Here is a 19,498-nt window from a genome sequence, read left to right on the forward strand (position 1 = left end):
ATCCGTTCGATGTGCCGACTCATGACAGCTGCTGGGCGAGAAACGCGAGCAGCTCCTCTTTCCGCTGGTGGAGATAGAAGTGGCCGCCCTCGAAGACCCGGAGGTCCAGCCCTTTCGTCGTGACGTCCGACCAGGACTTGAGGTCCTCGACGGTGCACCCGGGATCGCGGTCGCCGCCGCACACCGTGACCGGAACGTCCAGGGGGTGCAGGCGAGCCGGGCGGTATGCCGCCAGGAGTGCGAAGTCCGCGCGCAGGGCCGGCATGATCAGGGGCCGCAGGTCGGGGTGCTCGTAGACGTCGGCGCCCTCGGGGTCCAGCAGGCGGACGCGGTCCAGGATCTCGGTGTCGGCCGGGGCCGGGAGGGGTGCCTGCTCCTCCGGGACGCGGGGCCTGTGCCGGCCCGACACGATCAGGCGGGTGAGGGTGCGTCCGGGGACGTCCTCCAGGCGGCGGGCCACCTCGTACGCCACCGATGAACCCATGCTGTGGCCGAAGAGGGCCATCGGCAGGTCGCCGGGCAGTTCGTTCGTCAGGTCCGTCGTGATCGCGTCGGCCAGCTCCTCCATCGTGCTCGGGCACGAGTCGTGCAGGCGGTCCTGGCGGCCGGGGTACTGCACCGCCACGACCTCGATCTCCGGTGGGGTGAGCGCGGCCCAGCCATGGAAGGAGACCGCCCCTCCGCCCGCGTGCGGGAAGCACACCAGGCGGATCCTCGCGCCGGGCGCGCGCACGCCCCTGAGCCACAGGGACTTGATGTCCTGGACGCTCACGACTCCGCCTCGAACTCGGAGAGGAGGGCGTCCAGGGCGCCGTCCGCATCCCCGTTCTGCTTCAACTCGCAGATGCTCACCGTCATGTCTTTCAGTGTGATCGGTTCGAGGAACAGCTGGATCGGCACGTCGATGCCCCACTCGTCGCGGAGCCTTCCGGCGAGGTGAACGGCCGTCAGCGAGTCGCCGCCCGCCTCGAAGTACGTCTGCGCGAGATCGGCTGCACTGTTCAGATCCAGCGCCTCGATCACCAGCTCGCTCACCCTGCGCTCGAGCTCGGTCTCCGCGGCGGGCGCCGCGGCGTCGGGCGCCGCCGCCACCTGCGGCTCCTGCGCCGCCTGCGCCGTGGGCCTGAGCAGCGTCAGCGCGCCGTAGCTTTCGCCCGCGAACGGGTACGCCGGGAGCCGCACCCGCCGTACCTCGCCGTCGAGGGCCGGCCAGGTCACCTCCTCGCCCCTCAGCCAGGCCTCGCCGAGCGGGTCGGTCGGCGTGTCCCGGCGGCCGCCGGCCAGTGCCGTGAGCCTGTCGGCCGCCTCCCCTCGCGTGCCGGCCACGACATAGGCGCGTACGGGCATCCGGACCCGGCCCGTGCGCAGGGTGTGCGCGACATCGGCCAGGGACGGGGCGTCCGCCTCGCGCAGTCTCGTCGCCAACCGGTCGGCCACTGCGGCGAGTTGAGGCTCGGTCCGGGCCGACAGGGGCAGGACCAGCGGGTTCGCCGCGGTGTCCGTCGAGTGCGTCGCCGTACCCGCCTGCGACGGCCGCTCGGGCGCCTCCTGCACCACCACATGCACATTCGTGCCGCCGATACCCACCGACGTCACGCCCGCCAGCCGGGGCAGGCCCGCACGGCTCGGCCACTCCTCGGCCTCGGTCACCAGCCGCAGCGGTGAGTCCCGCAGGGCGGCGAGCGGGCTCGTGACGTCCACCGTCGGTGCCAGCGTCGCGTGCTCCAGCATCAGGATCGTCTTGATCAGCGCCGCCGCCCCGGCCGCCGCGTCCGCGTGCCCGATGTTCGACTTCACCGAGCCGAGGCCGATGCCCGCACCGCCGGCGAAGGCCGCGCTCGCCGCCTCCAGCTCGATCCGGTCCCCGAGCTCGGTGCCCGTCCCGTGCGCCTCCACGTACTGCGCCGCCGACGGCTCCAGGCCCGCCGCCGCCCACGCCTCCGTGATCGCCGCCGACTGCTGGTCCACCCCCGGAGCGGTGAAACCGACCTTGCCGGAACCGTCGTTGGTGACCGCCGTACCCCGGATCACCGCGCGCACCGGGTCACCGTCGGCCAGCGCGTCCTGAAGCCGGCGCAGCACCAGCACGCCCACGCCGCTGCCGGGCACCGTGCCGGCCGCCTTCTCGTCGAAGGGGCGGCAGCGGCCGTCGGGGGAGAAGATCCCGCCCTGGTAGTGGACATAGCCCTGCTTGCGCACGCTGCCGATGGCCACACCGCCCGCGAGTGCCGTGTCGCACTCGCCGAGGAGGAGCGCCTGGACGGCCAGGTGGACCGCCGTCAGGGAGGTCGAGCAGGCCGTCTGGACCGTCATGCTGGGGCCCTCCAGGCCCAGCCGGTAGGAGATCCAGGGCGCCAGAAACTCACGGTCGGTGAGGATGCGGACCTGGAGGGCGCCGATCGAGGCCGCGAGCGCCGGGTCCGTGCCGGCGGCCAGCGCGTGTTCGGTCGGGCTGCCGCCGACGTACACGCCGGTGCGGGGCGGGCCCGCCGCGGCAGCGGCAGATGGTGCAGTCAGAGGGGCGTACCCCGCGTCTTCCAGGGCGGACCACGCCGTCTCCAGCAACACCCGGTGCTGCGGGTCCAGCGCCGCCGCCTCCGTGCGGCTGAAGCCGAAGAGGTCCGCCTCGAAGCGGTCGGCGTCCGTGAGGCGGCCCTGGGCGTAGACGTACGCGGGATTGCCGAGCTCCGCCGCGTCCGTGCCGTCGGCCAGCAGTTCCTTCTCGGTGAAGGTGGACAGGGAGCAGACGCCGTCGCGCAGGTTGGCCCAGTAGGACTCCAGGTCCCGCGCGCCGGGGAAGCGGCCGCTCATGCCCACGACGGCCACCGCGGATTCGAGATCCTGCGCCGGATCCTGCATCGGGACTTCCTCGGTCGTCATCGCGTCGTGCCTTTCCTGGAACGGAGCTTGAGCAGAGCCGCCTGGCGCTCGCGGCGGGCGTTTCCTCGCCGGGCCGCCTCCTCGTGGGGTGCGGGGTCCTCGGCCGAGCTGTCGAGATGGGCCGCCACGGCGGCGACCGTCGGATGGCGGAACAGGTCGATCAGGGTGAGATCCCGGTACTCGGGGTGTTCCCGGAGCGCCGCGAGCACGGCCAGCAGCCGTACCGAATTGCCGCCCAGGTCGAAGAAGTTGTCGTGCACGCCGACCCGGTCCAGGGTCAGCACCCGCTGCCAGACCCCGGCCACGCGCCGTTCGGCCTCGGTGCTCGCAGCGGCGTACGACTCGTTCAACTCGGGGCGGGCGGACGGCGGTTCGGGAAGCCGGGAACGGTCGATCTTGCCGGAGCGGTTCAGGGGCAGCTCCGGCAGCCGTACGAAGACCTCCGGGACCATGTAGCCGGGGAGCCGCCTGGCCAGGTGGGCCCGCAGTGCCTCGTCCGACACCTCGGTGGTGGTGACGACGTACGCCACGAGCCGCTGCTCGGCCTCCTCCCCGCGTACCGCCGCCGCGGCGACCGTGACGTCGGGATGGCCCGCCAACAGCGCCTCGATCTCGCCCAGCTCGATGCGGTAGCCGCGCAGCTTCACCTGGGAGTCGCCGCGGCCGAGGTAGTGCAGCACGCCGTGCGCGTCGATGCGGCACAGGTCCCCGGTGCGGTACATCCGGCTGCCGGGCGGCCCGTACGGGTCGGCGACGAAGCGCTCGGCGGTCATGCCGGGCCGGCCGAAGTAGCCGCGGGCCAGGGAGGCGCCGGCCACGTAGAGCTCGCCCGTCACACCGACCGGGGCCGGGCGCAGGCGCCGGTCCAGGACGTAGGCGCGGGTGCCCGGCACCGCGTGGCCGATCACCACCGGTTCGCCCGGGTGCAGATCGGCGGTGGTGGAGTAGACCGTCGCCTCGCTGGGGCCGTACCCGTTGACGATCCGGCGGCCCTCCTCGGCGAGCCGCTCCACCAGTTCGGCCGGGCACGCCTCGCCGCCGACCGCGAGCGTGCGCAGCTCGGGCAGGGCGCCCGGGGCACGGGGCAGGGTCATCGCGGCGGACGGCGGCAGGAACACGTAGGTGATGCGGGAGTCCCGCAAGCGCGCCTGGAGCGCCTCGCCCAGCCGCTCGTCCTCCTGTGCGATGTGCAGCTCCGCGCCCGCGACCCAGGAGAAGAACAGGTCGGACACGGCCACGTCGAAGCCGAACGACACGAACTGCAGGACGCGGTCGTCCTCAGTCACCGGGAACACGGGGCGCACGTTCACCGCGAGGTTGAGCAGCGCCCGGTGTTCGACGGCCACGCCCTTGGGGACTCCTGTGGAGCCGGAGGTGTAGAGGACGTAGGCGAGGTCGTCGGGCGCGCATGCCACGGGGGCGACCGGAGCCACGGCCTCCGGCTCCTCGTCCTGATCCACCCGCAGTTCCGGGACGTCCGTCCCCGTCAGGCCCGTCGTCCCCTGTGCCGTCAGCAGCAGGGACGTGCCCGAGTTCGTGACCATGTAGGCGAGGCGGGCGGCGGGATGCGCCGGGTCCAGCGGTACGTATGCGCCGCCCGCGCGCAGCACCGCGAGGGCGGCGATGCCCATGTCGGCGCCGCGGGGCAGGAGGAGGCCGACTCGGTCTCCGCGTCGCACGCCGCGTGCCTGTAGGTGGGCTGCGAGGGTGTCGGCGCGCTTCAGTAGGTCACGGTAGGTGAGGCGTAGGTCGCCGCAGACGAGGGCCGTGGCTTCCGGTTGTTCGGCGGCTCGGTCCGCCACGAGGTTGGGGACCAGGCGCGCCTCAGGATGTGCCGCGTTGTGTTGTCGGGCGGCTGCGGGTTTGTTGTGGCTGGTCGCGCCCACGCGGCGGTAGCCGCAAATCGACGGCAGCCCCGCGCCCCTTAGGGGCGTTGCCGTCCCCTGGGCGAGTAGCCACTCCCTCTCGTCCGACGGGAGCATGTCTATGGCCGACAGAGGAATGTCCGGGCGGTCCAGCAAGCCCTCCAGCAGCACCTCGAAGCACCGCACCCATCGCCGTACCGTCTCCGTCTCGAACAGCGCGCTGCGGTGGATCAGGTACGCGGCGAGATCCTCGCCCCACCGCTCCACCTGGAGATGGAAGTCGAACTTCGCGGTGTCCAGCACGACATGGACCCGCTCGACCTCCGCGCCGGCCAGGCTCAGCGTCAGTTCGGTGTCGTCGTCGTAGCCGAACATCACCTGCAGGACCGGGTCGTGGCTGATCTCGCGCGCCGGGGCGATCTCGTTCACGACCGCCTCGAAGGGCGCGTCCTGGTACGGCTGGGAGTCCAGGAGTGCGGTGCGCAGGCGGTCGATCAGGTCGTGGTACGACGGGTCGCCGGACAGGTCGATGCGCAGGGCCAGGGTGTTGGTCAGCATGCCGACCATGTCCTGGAGTTCGGGGCGGTCCCGGCCGGAGACGGGGAAGCCGATCACCAGGTCCTCGGAGCCCGACAGCCGGCTCACGAACGCGGCGTACGCGGCAAAGACCGCCATGAACGGCGTACCTCCGCGCGCCCGGGCCGTCTCGGTGATCCGCTCACGGACCCGGCCCGACAGTGTGAAGCGTTCGGTGCCGCCCGCCGCCGAACGCACCGCCTCGCGCGGCCGGTCCAGCGGCAGCGCGACCGTCTCGGGAGCCCCGCGCAGCCGCTCGACCCAGTGCGCGACCGAGCCGGCGTACTCGCCCGCCGCCTGCCGGTCCCGCTGCCAGGCCGCGAAGTCCGGGAACTGGAGCGGGAGTTCGGGCAGGGCGTGACGCAGACCCTTGGTCTCGTTCTCGTACCCGGCCGACAGCTCGCGCAGCAGCACGCCCAGCGACCAGCCGTCGCAGACCAGGTGGTGGGCGACGAGCAGGATGCGGTGACTGCTGTCGTCCACGGCGTACAGCGTGCAGCGCAGCAGCGGCCCGGACGCCACGTCGAAGGGACGGGCGGCCTCGGTGCGCATCCGCGCGTCCACCTCGGCCACGGGCACGTCGCGTTCCACGCGCGGCTCGGCCCGCCCGGCGGTGGACACGATCTGCAGCGGCACCCCGTCGGGGCCGGTGCGGAACACCGTGCGCAGCGACTCGTGCCGGGCGACGAGCGCGTCCAGGGCCCGGCCGATGGCGGCCGGATCGAACGGCCCGCGCACGGTGAAGGCGGCCGGCACGTGGTAGGTCGCGCTGCCCGGGTCCATGTGGTCCAGGACGAGCAGCCGGGCCTGCGCGTCCGAGGTCGGGAACTCGTACTCCTCGCCGTCCCCGACGGTCCCTGTGTCGTCAGCGTCCATCTGCCTGTGCTCCGTCCCCCGTGCGATCCCTCGCCAGTACGTCCTCCACGGCCGCGGCGATCTCGCCGACCGGCCCCGGCGTGAGCACATCGCTGTGCTCGCAGTCCAGTTCGTGTACGTCCACCCCGGCCGAGCAGGCCTGCCACGCGGCGCTCTTCTCCTCGGTCGTCGCCTCCGAGGCGCGGCCGGCCGAGAAGAGGGTCACCCGCCCGTCGTACGGCGACGGCTGCCAGGCGCGGGCCAACTCGATGTACCGCTCCATGGCGTCGACCAGGGTGTCGAGGCGCTGTTCGTCGAGGCCGGCGAGGAGCGCGCTGTGCGCGTGGACGCGGGCGACGACCTCCGCCCTGTCCAGCGGGCCGGGTCCGGCCGCAACCCCGGGCAGCGCGTTGCGCAGCAGGTTGCTCAGCGCCACCTGCTCCACGACCGCCGGGTCCAGGGGCACCCGCGCCACGTCCGGCGGCTTCGGCATCGAGTCCAGGACGGCGACGAGCGCGACCTCCTCGCCCCCCGCGCGCAGCCGCACCGCCAGCTCATGGGCGAACGGTCCGCCGAAGGAGCGGCCCAGCAGCAGATACGGCCCGTGCGGCCGCACCGCCCGGATGCGCGGAACATAGCTCTCGGCCAACTCGCCCAAGGTCTGCGGCAGTTGCCCGCCGTGCAGCACCGGCGTCTGCAGCGCGTACACCGGCCGCCCGGGGGCGAGGTGCGGCAGCAGCGCCGCGTACCCCCAGCCGAGCCCCAGTCCCGGGTGGAGGCAGAACAGCGGGGGCAGGTCGCCCTCGCGGCGCAGAGTGAGCAGCGGGGCGTACGCGTCCTCGTCGTCGCCCTTGCCGGCCGGCCCCGCGGCCAGGCGCGCGGCGAGCGCGGCCGGCGTCGGCGCCTCGAACAGCGTGGCCGGCGACACCTGTGTCCCGAGTTCGGCGTGGATCCCTGCGGTCAGGCGCAGGGCGAGCAGCGAGTGGCCGCCGTGCGCGAAGAAGTCGGCGTCGGGGCCGACCGCCTCGACCCCGAGCACCTGAGCGAACAGCGCGCACAGCTGCTGCTCGCGCCCAGGCCGGGCGATCCGCCCGTGGCCCGGCCGCACTCGCTGCGGCTCGGGCTCCGGCAGCGCGGCCCGGTCGACCTTGCCGTGGGCGGTCAGCGGTACGGCGTCGAGGCCGGCCCACGCCGACGGCATCAGATGCGCCGGCAGCGTGCGCGCCGCATGCTCCCGTACGAGGCCCAGGTCGCCGCCCACGACATACGCGACGAGCCTCTTGCCGCCGTCCGGCCCCGGGCGCGCGGCGATCACGGCCCGCTCCACGCCCGGGCAGGCGGCCAGGGCGGCCTCCACCTCGCCGGGCTCGATCCGAAAGCCCCGGACCTTGAACTGGTCGTCGCTGCGGCCCAGGAACTCCAGCTCGCCACCCGGCCACCGGCGCACCAGATCGCCCGTGCGGTACATCCGGGCGCCGGGCGGCCCGTAGGGGTCGGCGACGAAACGCTCGGCGGTCCCGCCGGGGCGGTTCAGGTAACCGCGGGCCAGGCCTGCGCCGGCGATGTACAGCTCGCCCACCGTTCCGGCCGGTACGGGACGCAGGAGGTGGTCGAGGACGTAGGCGCGGGTGTGGTCGAGGGGGCGCCCGATGGGCACGGACGCGCCGACGTCACCGGTCACCCGGTGGGCCGTGGCGAACACCGTCGTCTCGGTGGGCCCGTAGCCGTTGACGACCTGTGTGCCGGGGCAGTGCTCGCGCACCCGCCGCACCGCCTCGGGCGCGAGGACGTCCCCGCCCGCCCACACCTCGCGCACGGTGCCGAGCGCCTCGGGCGCGATCTCCGCCACGGTGCGCAGGAGTTCGGCGGTGAGCCACAGGGCGGTGACGCGCGTTTCGGGCAGCAGCCTCTTGAGCAGGTCGGGGGTGACCGGGCCGGGCGGGGCGACCACGACCGTGCCGCCGTTCAACAGGGGCACCCAGGTCTCGTAGGTCGCGGCGTCGAAGGTGTGCGGGCTGTGCAGGAGGACGCGCCGGTGTGCGCCGCCCGCGAAGCGGGTGTCGACGGCGAGCTCGACGACAGCCCGGTGCGGGGTGACGATGCCCTTGGGTTCGCCCGTCGAGCCGGAGGTGTACATCACGTAGGCGGCGGACTCGGGGTGCACGGCCGTCGTCGTCGGCGGCGCTGCGGCGTCGGTTCCGTCAAGCCCCGATACGCCCAACGCCCGTATGCCATCCGGCAGTTGAACGTCGGCAGCCATAACCGCCACCCGTGCACCGGCCTGCTCCACCAGCACCGCCAGCCGCCCCGCCGGAGCCCCCGGATCCAGCGGCAGACAGCACGCGCCCGCCTTCAGCACCGCCAGCTGCGCGACGACCAGGGACACGGACCGGGCCAGCGGCAGCGCCACCGTGTCGCCGGGCCGCACCCCCGCCTCCCGCAGCCGCGCCGCCAGCCGGTCGGACGCCGCGTCGAGAGCGCCGTACATCAGCACCTCACCGTCCGCCTCGACGGCCGGCGCGTCCGGCGTACGGGCCACCTGCTCGGCGAAGCGCCCGGGGATGCTCAGCGTGCCGGGCACCGGGCGTACCGGCCCCTCGGCCAGGGCGAGCAGCTGTCGCCGCTCCTCCTGCGGGAGGACGTCGAGCCGGTCGGCCGGCGTGCCGTGCGCGGACGTCAGCGCCTCGAAGGCGCGCGCCAGGCGGGTGCCGACCGCGGCCGCGGAGATGCCCCGGCGGCAGCTGATCCGCAGCAGCATCCGTTCCCCGGCGACGACAGCGACCGTCACCGGGTAGTGCGTCGCGTCCCGCGTCTCGACCAGCTCGACGGCTGAAGCGGGCCCCTCGACGCGCGGGAAGTTCTCGAACGCCAGGACCGTGTCGAAGAGTTCGCCCGCTCCGGCCGCCCGCTGCACCTCCGACAGCCGTACATGGTGATACGGCGCCAGTCGCAGCTGCTCGCTCTGGACGCGGGCCAGCAGTTCGTCGACGCCCTCACCGGAGCGCAGCCGGATCCGCACCGGCAGCGTGTTGATGAACAGGCCCACCATCCGCTCGACACCGGGCAGATCGTGCGGCCGCCCGGAGACGACCGCGCCGAAGACCAGGTCCTCGGCACCGGTCAGCCGCGCCAGCACCAGGGCCCAGGCCGTCTGCGCCACGGTGTTCACGGTGACGCCCGCCTCCGCGGCACGCCGGGTGACCGCCGCCGTCAGCTCGGGCGTCAGCTCTACGTCGACGGTGTCCTCGGGCCCGTCCTGCGTGTCCGTCGCGTCCGGCCCGTCCGGCCCGTTCGAGGGCAGCAGCGAGGGCCGCGACAGCCCGCCCAGCGCCTCGCGCCAGGCGGCCTTGGCCCGCGCCTGGTCCTGGCCGTTCAGCCAGACCAGGTACTGCTTGAAGGGCACGGCCGGCGGCAGCGCGGCGGTGCCCGTCGTCAGCGCCTGAAGATCCTGCGCGAGCAACGGCAGCGACCAGCCGTCCAGCAGGATGTGATGGAGCGTCAGGAGCAGCTCGGCGCCCGCGTCGTGCCGGACCAGCGTGGCCCGCACCAGCGGGCGCCGGGCCAGGTCGAAGCGGCGGCCCCGGTCCTCGGCCATGAGGCGCGCGAACTCCGCCTCCGTCTCGTCCGGCGTGCGGCCCGTGCAGTCGGTCTCCGTCCACGGCACCTTCACCGAGCGCAGGATCACCTGCACCGGCCGGTCGACATGCTCGTGCCGAAAGCGCGCCCGCAGGTTCGGGTGCCGCTCCAGCAGCGCGGTCACCCCGGCCCGTACCGCCTCGGCCGTGATGCCGGAGGCGATCCGGAAGCGGGCCTGCACCAGATACGGGTCGGGGCGGTCCGGATCGCGCAGGGCATGGAAGAGCAGGCCCTCCTGGGCCGGGGAGAGCGGCAGTACGTCCGCGATGCGACCGCCCATCAGTCATCCCCCTCTTCGTCCTCGTCGTCCCAGTCCTCGAACTCCAGGTCGTCCTCCAGCAGGGCGAGCTGGTCCGACGACAGGTCGACCAAGGGGAAGTCGGAGCCGGTGTGGCCGCCCGTGCCGTCCTGGCGGGCGTGCTCGACCAGCACCTCGATCGCCTCGCACCACAGCCGGGCCAGCTCCCTCACCTCGTCCTCGCCGAGCACCCCGCGCGCGTACGAGAACCCGGCGCTCAGACACAGCCGCCCGCCGCTCCCCTCCAGGACCAGCGCGTCCACCTCCACCGCATGGCCGAGCGGCAGCGCCTGCGCGGCCATGCCGAGGAGTTCGCCGTCGGCCGTGTCGCCGCCGGAGAACCGGCCCAGATAGTTGAAGCGCAGGTCAGGGACGGGCAGCGCGGCCAGCTTCGGGGCCGTGTCCGGGTTGAGGTGGCGTAGCAGACCCCAGCCGAGGCCACCCGACGGGACCGCCCGCAGCTGCTCCTTGACCTGCTTGAGCGCCTCACCGGCCGCGTCCCGCGCGGGCTGCCAGAAGTCAGGGCCGAGCGCGCCGCCCGCGTCCAGCCGGACCGGGTACTGGGTGGTGAACCAGCCGACGGTGCGGGAGATGTCGGCGGGCTCGGAGAGCGCCTCGCGGCCGTGGCCCTCCAGGTGGACCAGCAGGCCGGTGACCGCCGCAGGGGCCTCGCCCCGCCGCCGTACCGCCGCCGCGGCCAGCGCCGTCAGCAGCACGGCGTCCGGGCCGCAGTGGAAGGCCCCGGTCACCTCGGACAAGGCCGCCTCGGTGACCTCGGGCGTCAGCTCGACGGTGAGCACGGCACGGCTCGCGCCGACACCCCGCCCGCCCGCGATCCGCGCGTCCGGGCCGCTCAGCATCCGCTCCCACCAGGCGCACTCCGTGCCGGCCGGCTCGGGCCCGACCGCCTCCCGCGCCAGCAGCCGCGCCCAGCGCGCGAAGGACGTGCCCGGGCTCTGCGGCAGCCGCTCCCCGGCCAGCCCGGCCGCCAGCTCGGGACCCAGCAGCCGCCAGGACACCCCGTCCACCGCCAGGTGGTGCACCGTCAGCAACAGCAGCCCCGGCCGACCGGAGGCCGGGGCGAGCCAGGTGGCCCGCAGCATCTCCCCCTTCTCGGGGTGGAGCCGCACCGACGCCGCCCACTCCTCGGCCGCCGCCCGCGGATCGGCACCGACGGGCACCTCCACGCGCTCGACCGCCACGCCGGGGACGTCCTCGGGAACCTCCAGCTCCCCGTCCACCAGACGCATCCGCAACACACCGTGCCGCTCGACCAGCCCGCGCACCGCCGCTGCCAGACGTTCCGGGTCGACGTCCCGGGGAACCGGGAACACCATCGACTGCGTGAACGCGGCCGCGTCCCCGGCCTGTTCGCGCCACCACTGCATGACGGGCGTGAGCGGGAACCGCCCCGTGCCGGTGTCCTCAGCGGAGCCGGGGTCCGCCACCTCCCGTGCCGTCAGCGCGAGCGCGGCAGGCGTACGGGCCGTGAAGACGTCACGCGGCGCGATACCGAGCCCCGCCCCCGAGGCCCGCCCCGCGAGCTGGATCGCCATGATGCTGTCGCCGCCCAGCCGGAAGAAGTCGTCGTCGGCGCCGACCCTTTCGACGCCGAGCACCTCCTCGAACAGGGCGCACAGGGTGACTTCGCGGACGCCCTCCGGGGCCCGCCCGGCACCGCCCGGCCTGCTTCCCGGCGCGGGCAGCGCGGCCCGGTCCAGCTTGCCGTGGGCCGTCAGCGGCAGCTCGTCCAGCACCACCACGTCGGCAGGCACCATGGCGGCGGGCAACCGCCCGGCGGCATACGTGAGCAGCGCGTCCGGAACCGGGACGCCCTCACCGCCACCCACGACGTACGCGACGAGCCGTGGCCTGCCCGGCTGCTCCTCCCGTACGACGACGACCGCCTGCCCGACCGAGGGATGCCCGGTGAGGACGGCCGCGATCTCGCCCGGCTCGATGCGCAGGCCGCGGATCTTCACCTGGTCGTCGGAGCGGCCCAGATACTCCAGCTGCCCGTCGTCCCGGCGGCGGGCCAGATCACCGGTGCGGTACATGCGCTCGCCGGGCGGCCCGTACGGGTCGGCGACGAACCGCTCGGCCGTCGCCCCCGCCCGCCCCAGATAGCCGTACGCCACTCCTGGCCCCGCCAGATAGAGCTCGCCGCACACCCCCGGCGGCACGGGCCGCAGCCGCCCGTCGAGGACGTACGCGCGCGTGCCCGGGAACGGGGCGCCGATGGGCGGCGCCGTGCCGTCGCCGGCCAGCGGGACGGAGATGGTGGCGCCGACGGTGAACTCGGTGGGCCCGTAGGCATTGTGGAACCGCCGCCCGCCGACGGCCCAGCGGTCCACCAGATCCGGCGGACACGCCTCCGCACCCACCGCCAGCGACCGCAGCTCGGGGTATTCCCCGGCCGGCACGGTCGCCAGCACCGAGGGCGGCACCAGCGCACAGCTGATCCTCCGCCCGGTCAGCACATCCGCGAGGTCCTGCCCGACGAGCGGGCCCTCCGGGGGTACGACCAGGGTGCCGCCGGACCAGAACGCCATGCACATCTCGCCCAGGGAGATGTCGAAGGCGGGCGAGCCGAGCTGAAGCACCCTGCTGTCCGCGTCGAGCGCCAGTGCTTCCACGAGGCCGCGCGCGAGGGCCGTCAGACCCGTGTGCGGGACGACCACGCCCTTGGGACGGCCGGTGGAGCCGGAGGTGTGAATGACGTATGCGGGGGTCGCCGGGTTCGACAGCGCCCCATAGGGGCGCGGGGCTGCTGTCGATGTGCGGCTACCGCCGCGTGGGCGCGACCAGCCACGACGTTGCCGCAGACGATCAACGGCATCAAGCGGCACTTCCAGCGTCGCGCTCAGTACCAGTGTGGGGACGCCCGTGTCCGGCAGCACCCCGGGCTCGCCGACCACGAGCAGCACCGGCGCCACGTCGGCCAGCGCCAGTGAGATCCTCTCCGCCGGATAATCGGGGTCGATCGGCAGATATGCCGCACCGGTCCGCTGCACCGCCAGCAGCGCCGGCGCCATCGCGGCGGTGCGCCCCAGCGCGAGAGCCACCACTTCGCCGGGCCCCGCGCCGTGCTCGGCGAATACGGCGGCCAACTGGTCAACCCGGTCCGTCAGTTCGGCGTAGGTCAGCGTCAGCGCCGTACCCTCCAGCGCGGGCGCGTCGGGCGTGCGGGCCGCCTGCCGGGCCACCAGGTCGGGGAGGGCCAGCGGCTCGGGGGCAGGCCCGCCGCAGCTGAGCTCCGCCAGTCGTCGCCGCTCGGCCTCGGGCACCAGGCCGACCTCGGCGAGCGGCACCTCGGGGTCGGCGGTGAAGCGCCGCAGCAGCTCCAGGTAGGCATCCGTCCAGTGCCGTACGGTGTCGGCGCCGAAGAGGGCCGTACGGATCTCGAAGCTGCCCTCCATCGTGCCGTCGTCACCGTCACGGACGATGCCCACCAGGTCGTGCTCGCCCCCGGTGTGGATGCGCTCGGGCTCGCTGAACTCGCGCAGAGCGGCCACGCTCCGCTGCTGGGTGAGGTGCATGAAGACCCACTGGAACAGCGGGGAGCGGCCCGCGCTGCGGTCGGGCGCGACCGCTGAGACGATCCGGCCCACGGGCACGTCGGCGTTGGCCATCAGCTCGGGGAAGTCGGCGGTGAACCGGGCCAGTACGGCGGCGAAGGAGTCCTCGGGCCGGATCCGCCAGCGGGTCGGGATGGCGTTCATGACGTATCCGATGACCCGCTCCAGACCCTTGGCGGCCCGGTTGGCGGTCGGGGTGCCGAGCACCATGTCGTCGGCGCCGGTGAGGCGGTGCGCCAAGACCGCGAAGGCGGCCATCAGGACGACGTAGACGGAGGCGCCGCGCTCCCGGGCCAGCGCCCGTACCGCCTGGGCGGTCGGGGCGTCGATACGGAAGGGGACCTGGGCGATGCCGTCCCCGGTCCCCGCACGGGTGCCGGGCACGGTGAGCGGCGCGGGCGGCTCGGCCAGATAGCGGCGCCAGAAGTCCAGCCGCGACTCGAAGACCCCGGCCTCCTCCAACTCGCCCTGCCAGGAGGCGAAGTCGGCGTACTGGATGCGCGGCCGCGTCAGGGCCGGCGCGTTGCCGGTGCCGACCGCGTGATGGGCCTCGGCGAACTCGGCCTGCAGGACGTCGAAGGACCACCAGTCGGCGATGACGTGGTGCAGGCCCAGCATCAGTGTGGTCCGCGTCTCGTCGACCGTGACGAGACGGGCCCGCATCAGCGGCCCCCCGCCCAGGTCGAAAGAGCGGCGCCGGAACATTTCGAAGGCATCGGCGATGGTCGTCCCGGTGCCGCGCAGATCCTCCCGCTCCAGGACGAAGCGGTCCTCGGGCGGGAAGGAGACGTGCAGCGCGCCCGGCTCACCGCCGATGCGTGCCCGCAGGATGTCGTGGTGGGACCGGACCAGCGTCAACGCCGTCTCCAGGCGGTCCCGGTCGACGGGCTGGTCGAAGTGGTAGGCGCTGCACAGGTTGAGCGCGGGCGTGCCGGGATACAGCGACTCGTACACCCACAGGTCCTCCTGCGCGGCGCTGAGCCGCACCGGCCCGTCCCCGTCCCGTCGCGGTACGACCGCCGGGATCAGGCCCAACTGCCCGGACTCCACGAGCCGGCGCATCAGCCGCACGCGCTGTTCCCCGCTGAGCGCGCTGAACCGCTCGGCCATCGAGGCACCGCTCGCCCTGGCCGCCCCCGTCACCCCCGTCACCCCCGTCACGCCACTTCCTCCTGGAGCTCGGCCAGCCGGTGCAGCCCGGCCAGCACCTCGTCGCGGCCGAGCCCGAAGTCCACGAAGCAGGCGACCTCGTCGCAGCCCAGCTCGCGCAGATCGGCGAGCATCTTCCGGCAGGTCTCGGCGGAGCCGAGCAGGCTGCCCCAGGTCAGATAGCGGTGGAAGGCGAACTCGGCGAGCAGCGCGGTCTGTTCCTCGGTGAGCTCCGCCGTCGCCTTGTCGGCGGTGCGGTTGGCCGTGGTCTGCCGTACGTACGAGCGCAGATACCTCGTCAGCGGTAGCGCGGTCAGGCGCCGCGCCTCCTCGTCGTCCGCGCCGATGAACGTGTGCGCCATCAGCGTCACCCGGCCGTGCGCGTCGGTGCCGCCCTGGTCGGGCGCGGCGGCGCAGGCGGCCCGATAGCGGGCGATCTTCTCGGCCAGCTCCTCCCGGCTCTGCCCGACGGTCGCCCCGAGGACCCCGGTGCGCAGGCTTCCGGCGGCCTCCCAGGTCGCGGGGTTGCCGGAGCTGGTGAGCCACAGGGGGAGGGTGTTCTGCACGGGCCTCGGCTGCGGCAGGACGGCGACCGAGGCGCCGGTGCCGTCGGTGAACTCGGCCGCCTCGCCCGCCCACAGCCTCCGCAGCAGCGGGATGTCCCGCAGGGTCTGCTCGCGGCGGCCCTCGTAGTGGTCCGGGGCCAGGACGAAGTCGGCGGAGTGCCAGCCCGTGGCCGCGGACAGCCCGATCCGGCCGTGCGAGAGGTTGTCGACGACGGCCCAGTCCTCCGCGATCCGCAGCGGATGGTGCAGCGGCAGGATCACGCTGCCCGCCCGGATGTTGATCCGCTCGGTGGCCACCGCGAGCGCCGCGCTGAGCACCGGCGGGCTGGGGAAGACCTGCCCCACCTGCTGGAAGTGCCGCTCGGGCGTCCAGATCGCGTGGAAGCCGAGCCGGTCCGCGGTACGGGCGACGGTGAGGATGTCGTCGTAGGCCTCGCTGTGCCGCGGCGCGTCGCCCCCGGCGGTGGTGTCGGTGGCGGGCGTGTCGGCGCCGAAGAACATCACGCTCAGGTCCATGGCACCTCCTTCTGGCTGGTGTCGGTACGGCCGTCGCGGCCGGGCTGCCGGGGAATGCGCGGCCGGCGCGGGATGGGCGCCGCAGCCGCGGGTGCCTCGGCCGGTGCCCGCTCCAGTTCGGCGGCGAGGGCGGCGACCGTGGGGGAGGTGAACAGCTGGGCGGCCGTCACCGGGCGCCCGGCGCCGGTGAGCCGGGCCGCGACCCGGACCGCGCGCAGGGAGTTGCCGCCGATCAGGAAGAAGTCGTCGTGCGGGCCGATGTGCTCGACGCCGAGGACGTCGGACCAGACGGCGGCGATCTCCCGGTGCAGTGCGGAGTCCGCCGGGGTGCCGGGGGTGCGGGCGGGGACGAGGACCGCGTCCCGGGCCGCGTCCGCGCGCCGGGGAGGTGCCGGCAGCGGGAGCCGGGACAGCGGTGCGTCCGGCTCGGCGGCCGCCGCGCGCAGCGCCTCGACGACCGCGTCCGCCAGCCACTGGACGAACTCCGGCTCCAGGCACGAGGTCCGGTACTCGAAGACCAGCGTCATGCCGTCCGGTGCGCCCGCCGGCCCGTGGTCGTCCGTGACGTCGACCAGCAGCTCGAACCGCGCGGTGCCGGTGCGCAGCGGCTCCACGCCGGCCTCGGCGCCGGGCAGCTCCACCTCGGCCCGGGCGTTGTTCTGCAACGCCAGCACCACCTCGGTGAACGGCTGCCGCCCCGGAGGCCGTACGGGGTTGAGCGCGTCCACGACCTCCTCGAACGGCACGTCCTGGTGGGCGAAGGCGTTCAGCGCCGCCTCCCGGGTCCGGGCGAGCAGCTGCCGGGCGGTGGGGTCACCGGAGGCGTCCGTCCGCACCACCAGCATGTTGACGAAGAACCCGACGACGTCGTCGACCGTGCCGTCGTGCCCGCGCCCGGCGATCGGCGAACCGACCGCGAGATCCTCGCCCGCCCCGGCCCGCACCAGCGCGGCGGCGAGGGCGGCGTGCAGCGCCATGAACAGCGTGGCGCCCTCCGCCCGCGCCGCCTCGACGATCCGCGCGTGCGCGCCCGCGTCCAGCCGCCGTACGACGGTGGCGGCGTCCCGACCCGGCACGGCGGGCCGCCCCGGACGGCGGGGGAGCAGCGGGCCCCCGGCCGGAAGACCGGCCAAGGCCTTGTCCCAGAAGGCGAGTTGGGTGGCGACGAGGGACCCGGGATCGTCCGCCGAGCCCAGCCGCTCCTGCTGACGGCGGGCGAAGTCGGCGTACGGCACGGGCAGCGCGGCGAGCTCGGGTTCGCCGCCGGCGCTGCGGGCGGCGTAGGCCCGCGACAGGTCCCGGAAGAGCGGGGGCAGGGACCAGCCGTCACCGGCGATGTGGTGCAGGACGAGCAGCAGGGCGTGCTCACCCGGCCGGTCCCGGACACTGAACAGCACGGCATGCAGGGGGAGTTCGGCGGCGAGGTCGAACCGGTGCCGGGCGGCCCCGTGGACGGCCTGCTCCAGCTCACCCGAGCCGACGGTGACGTGCCGCAGCCGAGGCAGTGCCGCGGTGCCGCTCAGCACCCGCTGCCTCGGCTCGCCGTCGCTCTCCTCGAAGACGGTACGCAGCGCCGTCTGCCGGGCGGCCACGTCCCCGAGGGCGGCCCGAAGAGCCTCCGCGTCGATCTCGCCGCGCAGCCGCACCAGCACGGGCAGGGTGTAGGCGGTGCCCGCGTCGACCCGGTCCAGGAACCACAGACGGCGCTGGGCGTACGACAGGGGCAGCGCGTCCCCGTCCGGCTGAGGCGCGGGAGACTCGGCCCGGCCGCCGCCGTCGTTTTTCGTGGCCTTCTCGGCCTTCTCGTCCTGCGCGGCCTTTTCCACGTACGGCACCAGCGCCGCCGGTGTCCGGCACTCGAACAGCGTCCGTACGCCGACCTGCACGCCCAGCGTCAGCTGGATCCGGCCCAGCAGCCGAGCCACCATCACCGAGTGGCCGCCGAGCGCGAAGAAGTCGTCCTCGGGGCCGACCGACGCCACCCCCAGCACCTCGGAGAACAGCCCGCACAGCGCCTCCTCGACCGGGCCCGACGGCTGTCGTGCGGCCGCCGAGGCGAGGGAGCCCGTGATCGGGCCGGGCTCCGGCAGGGCGGCGCGGTCCAGCTTGCCGTTGGCGGTCAGGGGCAGGGCGTCCAGCAGTACGAAGGCGGCCGGGACCAGGTAATCGGCCAGCACGCGAGCTGCGTGGTCACGCAACTGCCGCTCCGACAGCCGCTGCCGATGTCCGTCGCGCGGGACGACGTAGGCGACCAGCCGCTTGTCCCCGGTGGCGTCGGGACGGGCCACGACAGCGGCCCGGACGACACCCGGGTGGCCGGCCAGGACCGTCTCCACCTCCCCGGGCTCCACCCGGAACCCGCGGATCTTCACCTGGGCGTCGGCCCGCCCCAGATACTCCAGCACCCCGTCCGCCCGGCGCCGCACCAGGTCACCGGTCCGGTACATCAGCTCACCGGCGGCCCCGTACGGGTCGGCCACAAACCGTTCGGCGGTCAGCCCGGGACGGCCGCAGTAGCCGAGGGCGACACCCGCCCCGGCGGCGTACAGCTCACCCCTCTCGCCGTCCGCGACGGGCCGCAGCCGCTCGTCGAGCACTCGGAGCCGTTTGCCGGCCAGCGGGCGGCCGATCGGCACCGGCCTCCCGTCCCGGACTTCCTCGGCGGTGACCGGATGGACGGTCAGGAAGACCATGCCCTCGACCGGTCCATAGCCGTTGCTCAGCCTCAGCCCGGGGTACCGCTCCAGGGCGCGGGCCGCGTGCGCCGGCGACAACGGCTCACCGCCGACGATCAGTTCGCTCACTCCGGCGAGGGCTCGCGGGTACTCGTCGACGATCACATGGAACAGGGAGGCGGAGAGGTAGAGGGAGGTGACGGCATGCCGCTCGACCAGGCCGGCCATCACCACCGGGTCGGGCCGCTGCCCCGGGTGCAGGACGCACAGGCCGCCACCGAGCAGCGGACCCCACAGCTCCAGCGCGAACGCGTCCCAGGACACGGGGGAGCACTGCAACCACACCGCGCCGGCCCCGAACGAGGCGAAGTCCTGCCCGGTCAGCGTCCCGGTGATCGCGGCGTGCGAGGCGACGATGCCCTTCGGGCGGCCGGTGGATCCGGAGGTGAACATCACGCAGGCCGGGTCCTGCGGCCGTACGTCCACGACGCCACGTTCGACAGGCGGCGCCTCCTCGGCGTCCTCCACTGCGACCGACTCGGCCGCGATGCCGGTCGGTGGGGACCCGCGCCGCGCCACGACCACGGCAACTCCCGCGTCGGCCGCCATCCCACGCAGCCGTTCCGCCGGAAAGTCCGGGTCGAGCATCACATGACCGGCACCGGCCTTGAGCGTGCCGAGCAGCGCCACCACCATCTCGGCGGACCGCTCCAGGTGTACGCCCACCAGGGCCCCCGGCCGTACGCCGTGCCGCCGCAGCAGCCCGGCCAACCGGTCGGCGCGCGCGTCGAGTTCGCCGTAGCTCAGCCGCTCGTCGCCGTGCACCAGCGCGGTCGCCGCCGGTGTCCGTCGCGCCTGTGCCTCGAAAAGTTCATGTACCCCGTGCAACGCCCCCGTTGCCCCC

The 19,498-nt window shown here is 74.2% G+C and carries 7 protein-coding genes; all 7 read right to left on the reverse strand.

Annotation, left to right across the window (positions count from 1 at the left end):
* Positions 1-19 precede the first annotated feature (19 nt).
* The 7 genes from ADL12_RS27160 to ADL12_RS27190 are packed head-to-tail and all read right to left on the reverse strand — an operon-like array spanning position 20 to position 19,482.
* The gene (locus ADL12_RS27160) at positions 20-772 is read right to left on the reverse strand and encodes a thioesterase II family protein (protein ID WP_062706265.1); all 753 of its coding nucleotides are present in this window, start codon (positions 770-772) and stop codon (positions 20-22) included.
* Positions 769-2,880 (reverse strand): beta-ketoacyl synthase N-terminal-like domain-containing protein, encoded by a 2,112-nt coding sequence (locus tag ADL12_RS27165; RefSeq protein ID WP_062706267.1) that lies wholly within the window; start codon positions 2,878-2,880, stop codon positions 769-771. The genes ADL12_RS27160 and ADL12_RS27165 overlap by 4 nt, the downstream gene beginning before the upstream one ends.
* On the reverse strand, positions 2,877-6,197 hold the full coding sequence (locus ADL12_RS27170) for a non-ribosomal peptide synthetase (RefSeq protein ID WP_062706270.1): 3,321 nt from the start codon (positions 6,195-6,197) through the stop codon (positions 2,877-2,879). The genes ADL12_RS27165 and ADL12_RS27170 overlap by 4 nt, the downstream gene beginning before the upstream one ends.
* Positions 6,187-10,092 carry a non-ribosomal peptide synthetase gene (locus ADL12_RS27175; RefSeq protein WP_062706273.1) on the reverse strand — a complete coding sequence of 1,302 codons (3,906 nt, stop codon included), beginning with the start codon at positions 10,090-10,092 and terminating at the stop codon, positions 6,187-6,189. The genes ADL12_RS27170 and ADL12_RS27175 overlap by 11 nt, the downstream gene beginning before the upstream one ends.
* Entirely contained in the window at positions 10,092-14,849 is a 4,758-nt protein-coding gene (locus ADL12_RS27180; protein ID WP_062706276.1) for a non-ribosomal peptide synthetase, read from the reverse strand. Before ADL12_RS27180 ends, ADL12_RS27175 begins: the two co-directional genes overlap by 1 nt.
* Positions 14,846-15,919: a MupA/Atu3671 family FMN-dependent luciferase-like monooxygenase gene (locus ADL12_RS27185; RefSeq protein WP_062706279.1), complete on the reverse strand. Its 1,074-nt coding sequence runs from the start codon at positions 15,917-15,919 to the stop codon at positions 14,846-14,848. The genes ADL12_RS27180 and ADL12_RS27185 overlap by 4 nt, the downstream gene beginning before the upstream one ends.
* Positions 15,910-19,482 carry a non-ribosomal peptide synthetase gene (locus ADL12_RS27190; protein WP_159053308.1) on the reverse strand — a complete coding sequence of 1,191 codons (3,573 nt, stop codon included), beginning with the start codon at positions 19,480-19,482 and terminating at the stop codon, positions 15,910-15,912. Before ADL12_RS27190 ends, ADL12_RS27185 begins: the two co-directional genes overlap by 10 nt.
* Positions 19,483-19,498: the final 16 nt, after the last annotated feature.

This window comes from Streptomyces regalis (genome assembly GCF_001509475.1).
GTDB classification, from domain to species: Bacteria; Actinomycetota; Actinomycetes; order Streptomycetales; family Streptomycetaceae; genus Streptomyces; species Streptomyces regalis.

Excerpts from the sequence above, each read along its gene's own strand:
- ADL12_RS27165 (WP_062706267.1), bottom strand. The coding sequence starts at position 2,880 with ATGACGACCGAGGAAGTCCCGATGCAGGATCCGGCGCAGGATCTCGAA.
- ADL12_RS27170 (WP_062706270.1), bottom strand. The coding sequence starts at position 6,197 with ATGGACGCTGACGACACAGGGACCGTCGGGGACGGCGAGGAGTACGAG.
- ADL12_RS27175 (WP_062706273.1), bottom strand. The coding sequence starts at position 10,092 with ATGGGCGGTCGCATCGCGGACGTACTGCCGCTCTCCCCGGCCCAGGAG.
- ADL12_RS27185 (WP_062706279.1), bottom strand. The coding sequence starts at position 15,919 with ATGGACCTGAGCGTGATGTTCTTCGGCGCCGACACGCCCGCCACCGAC.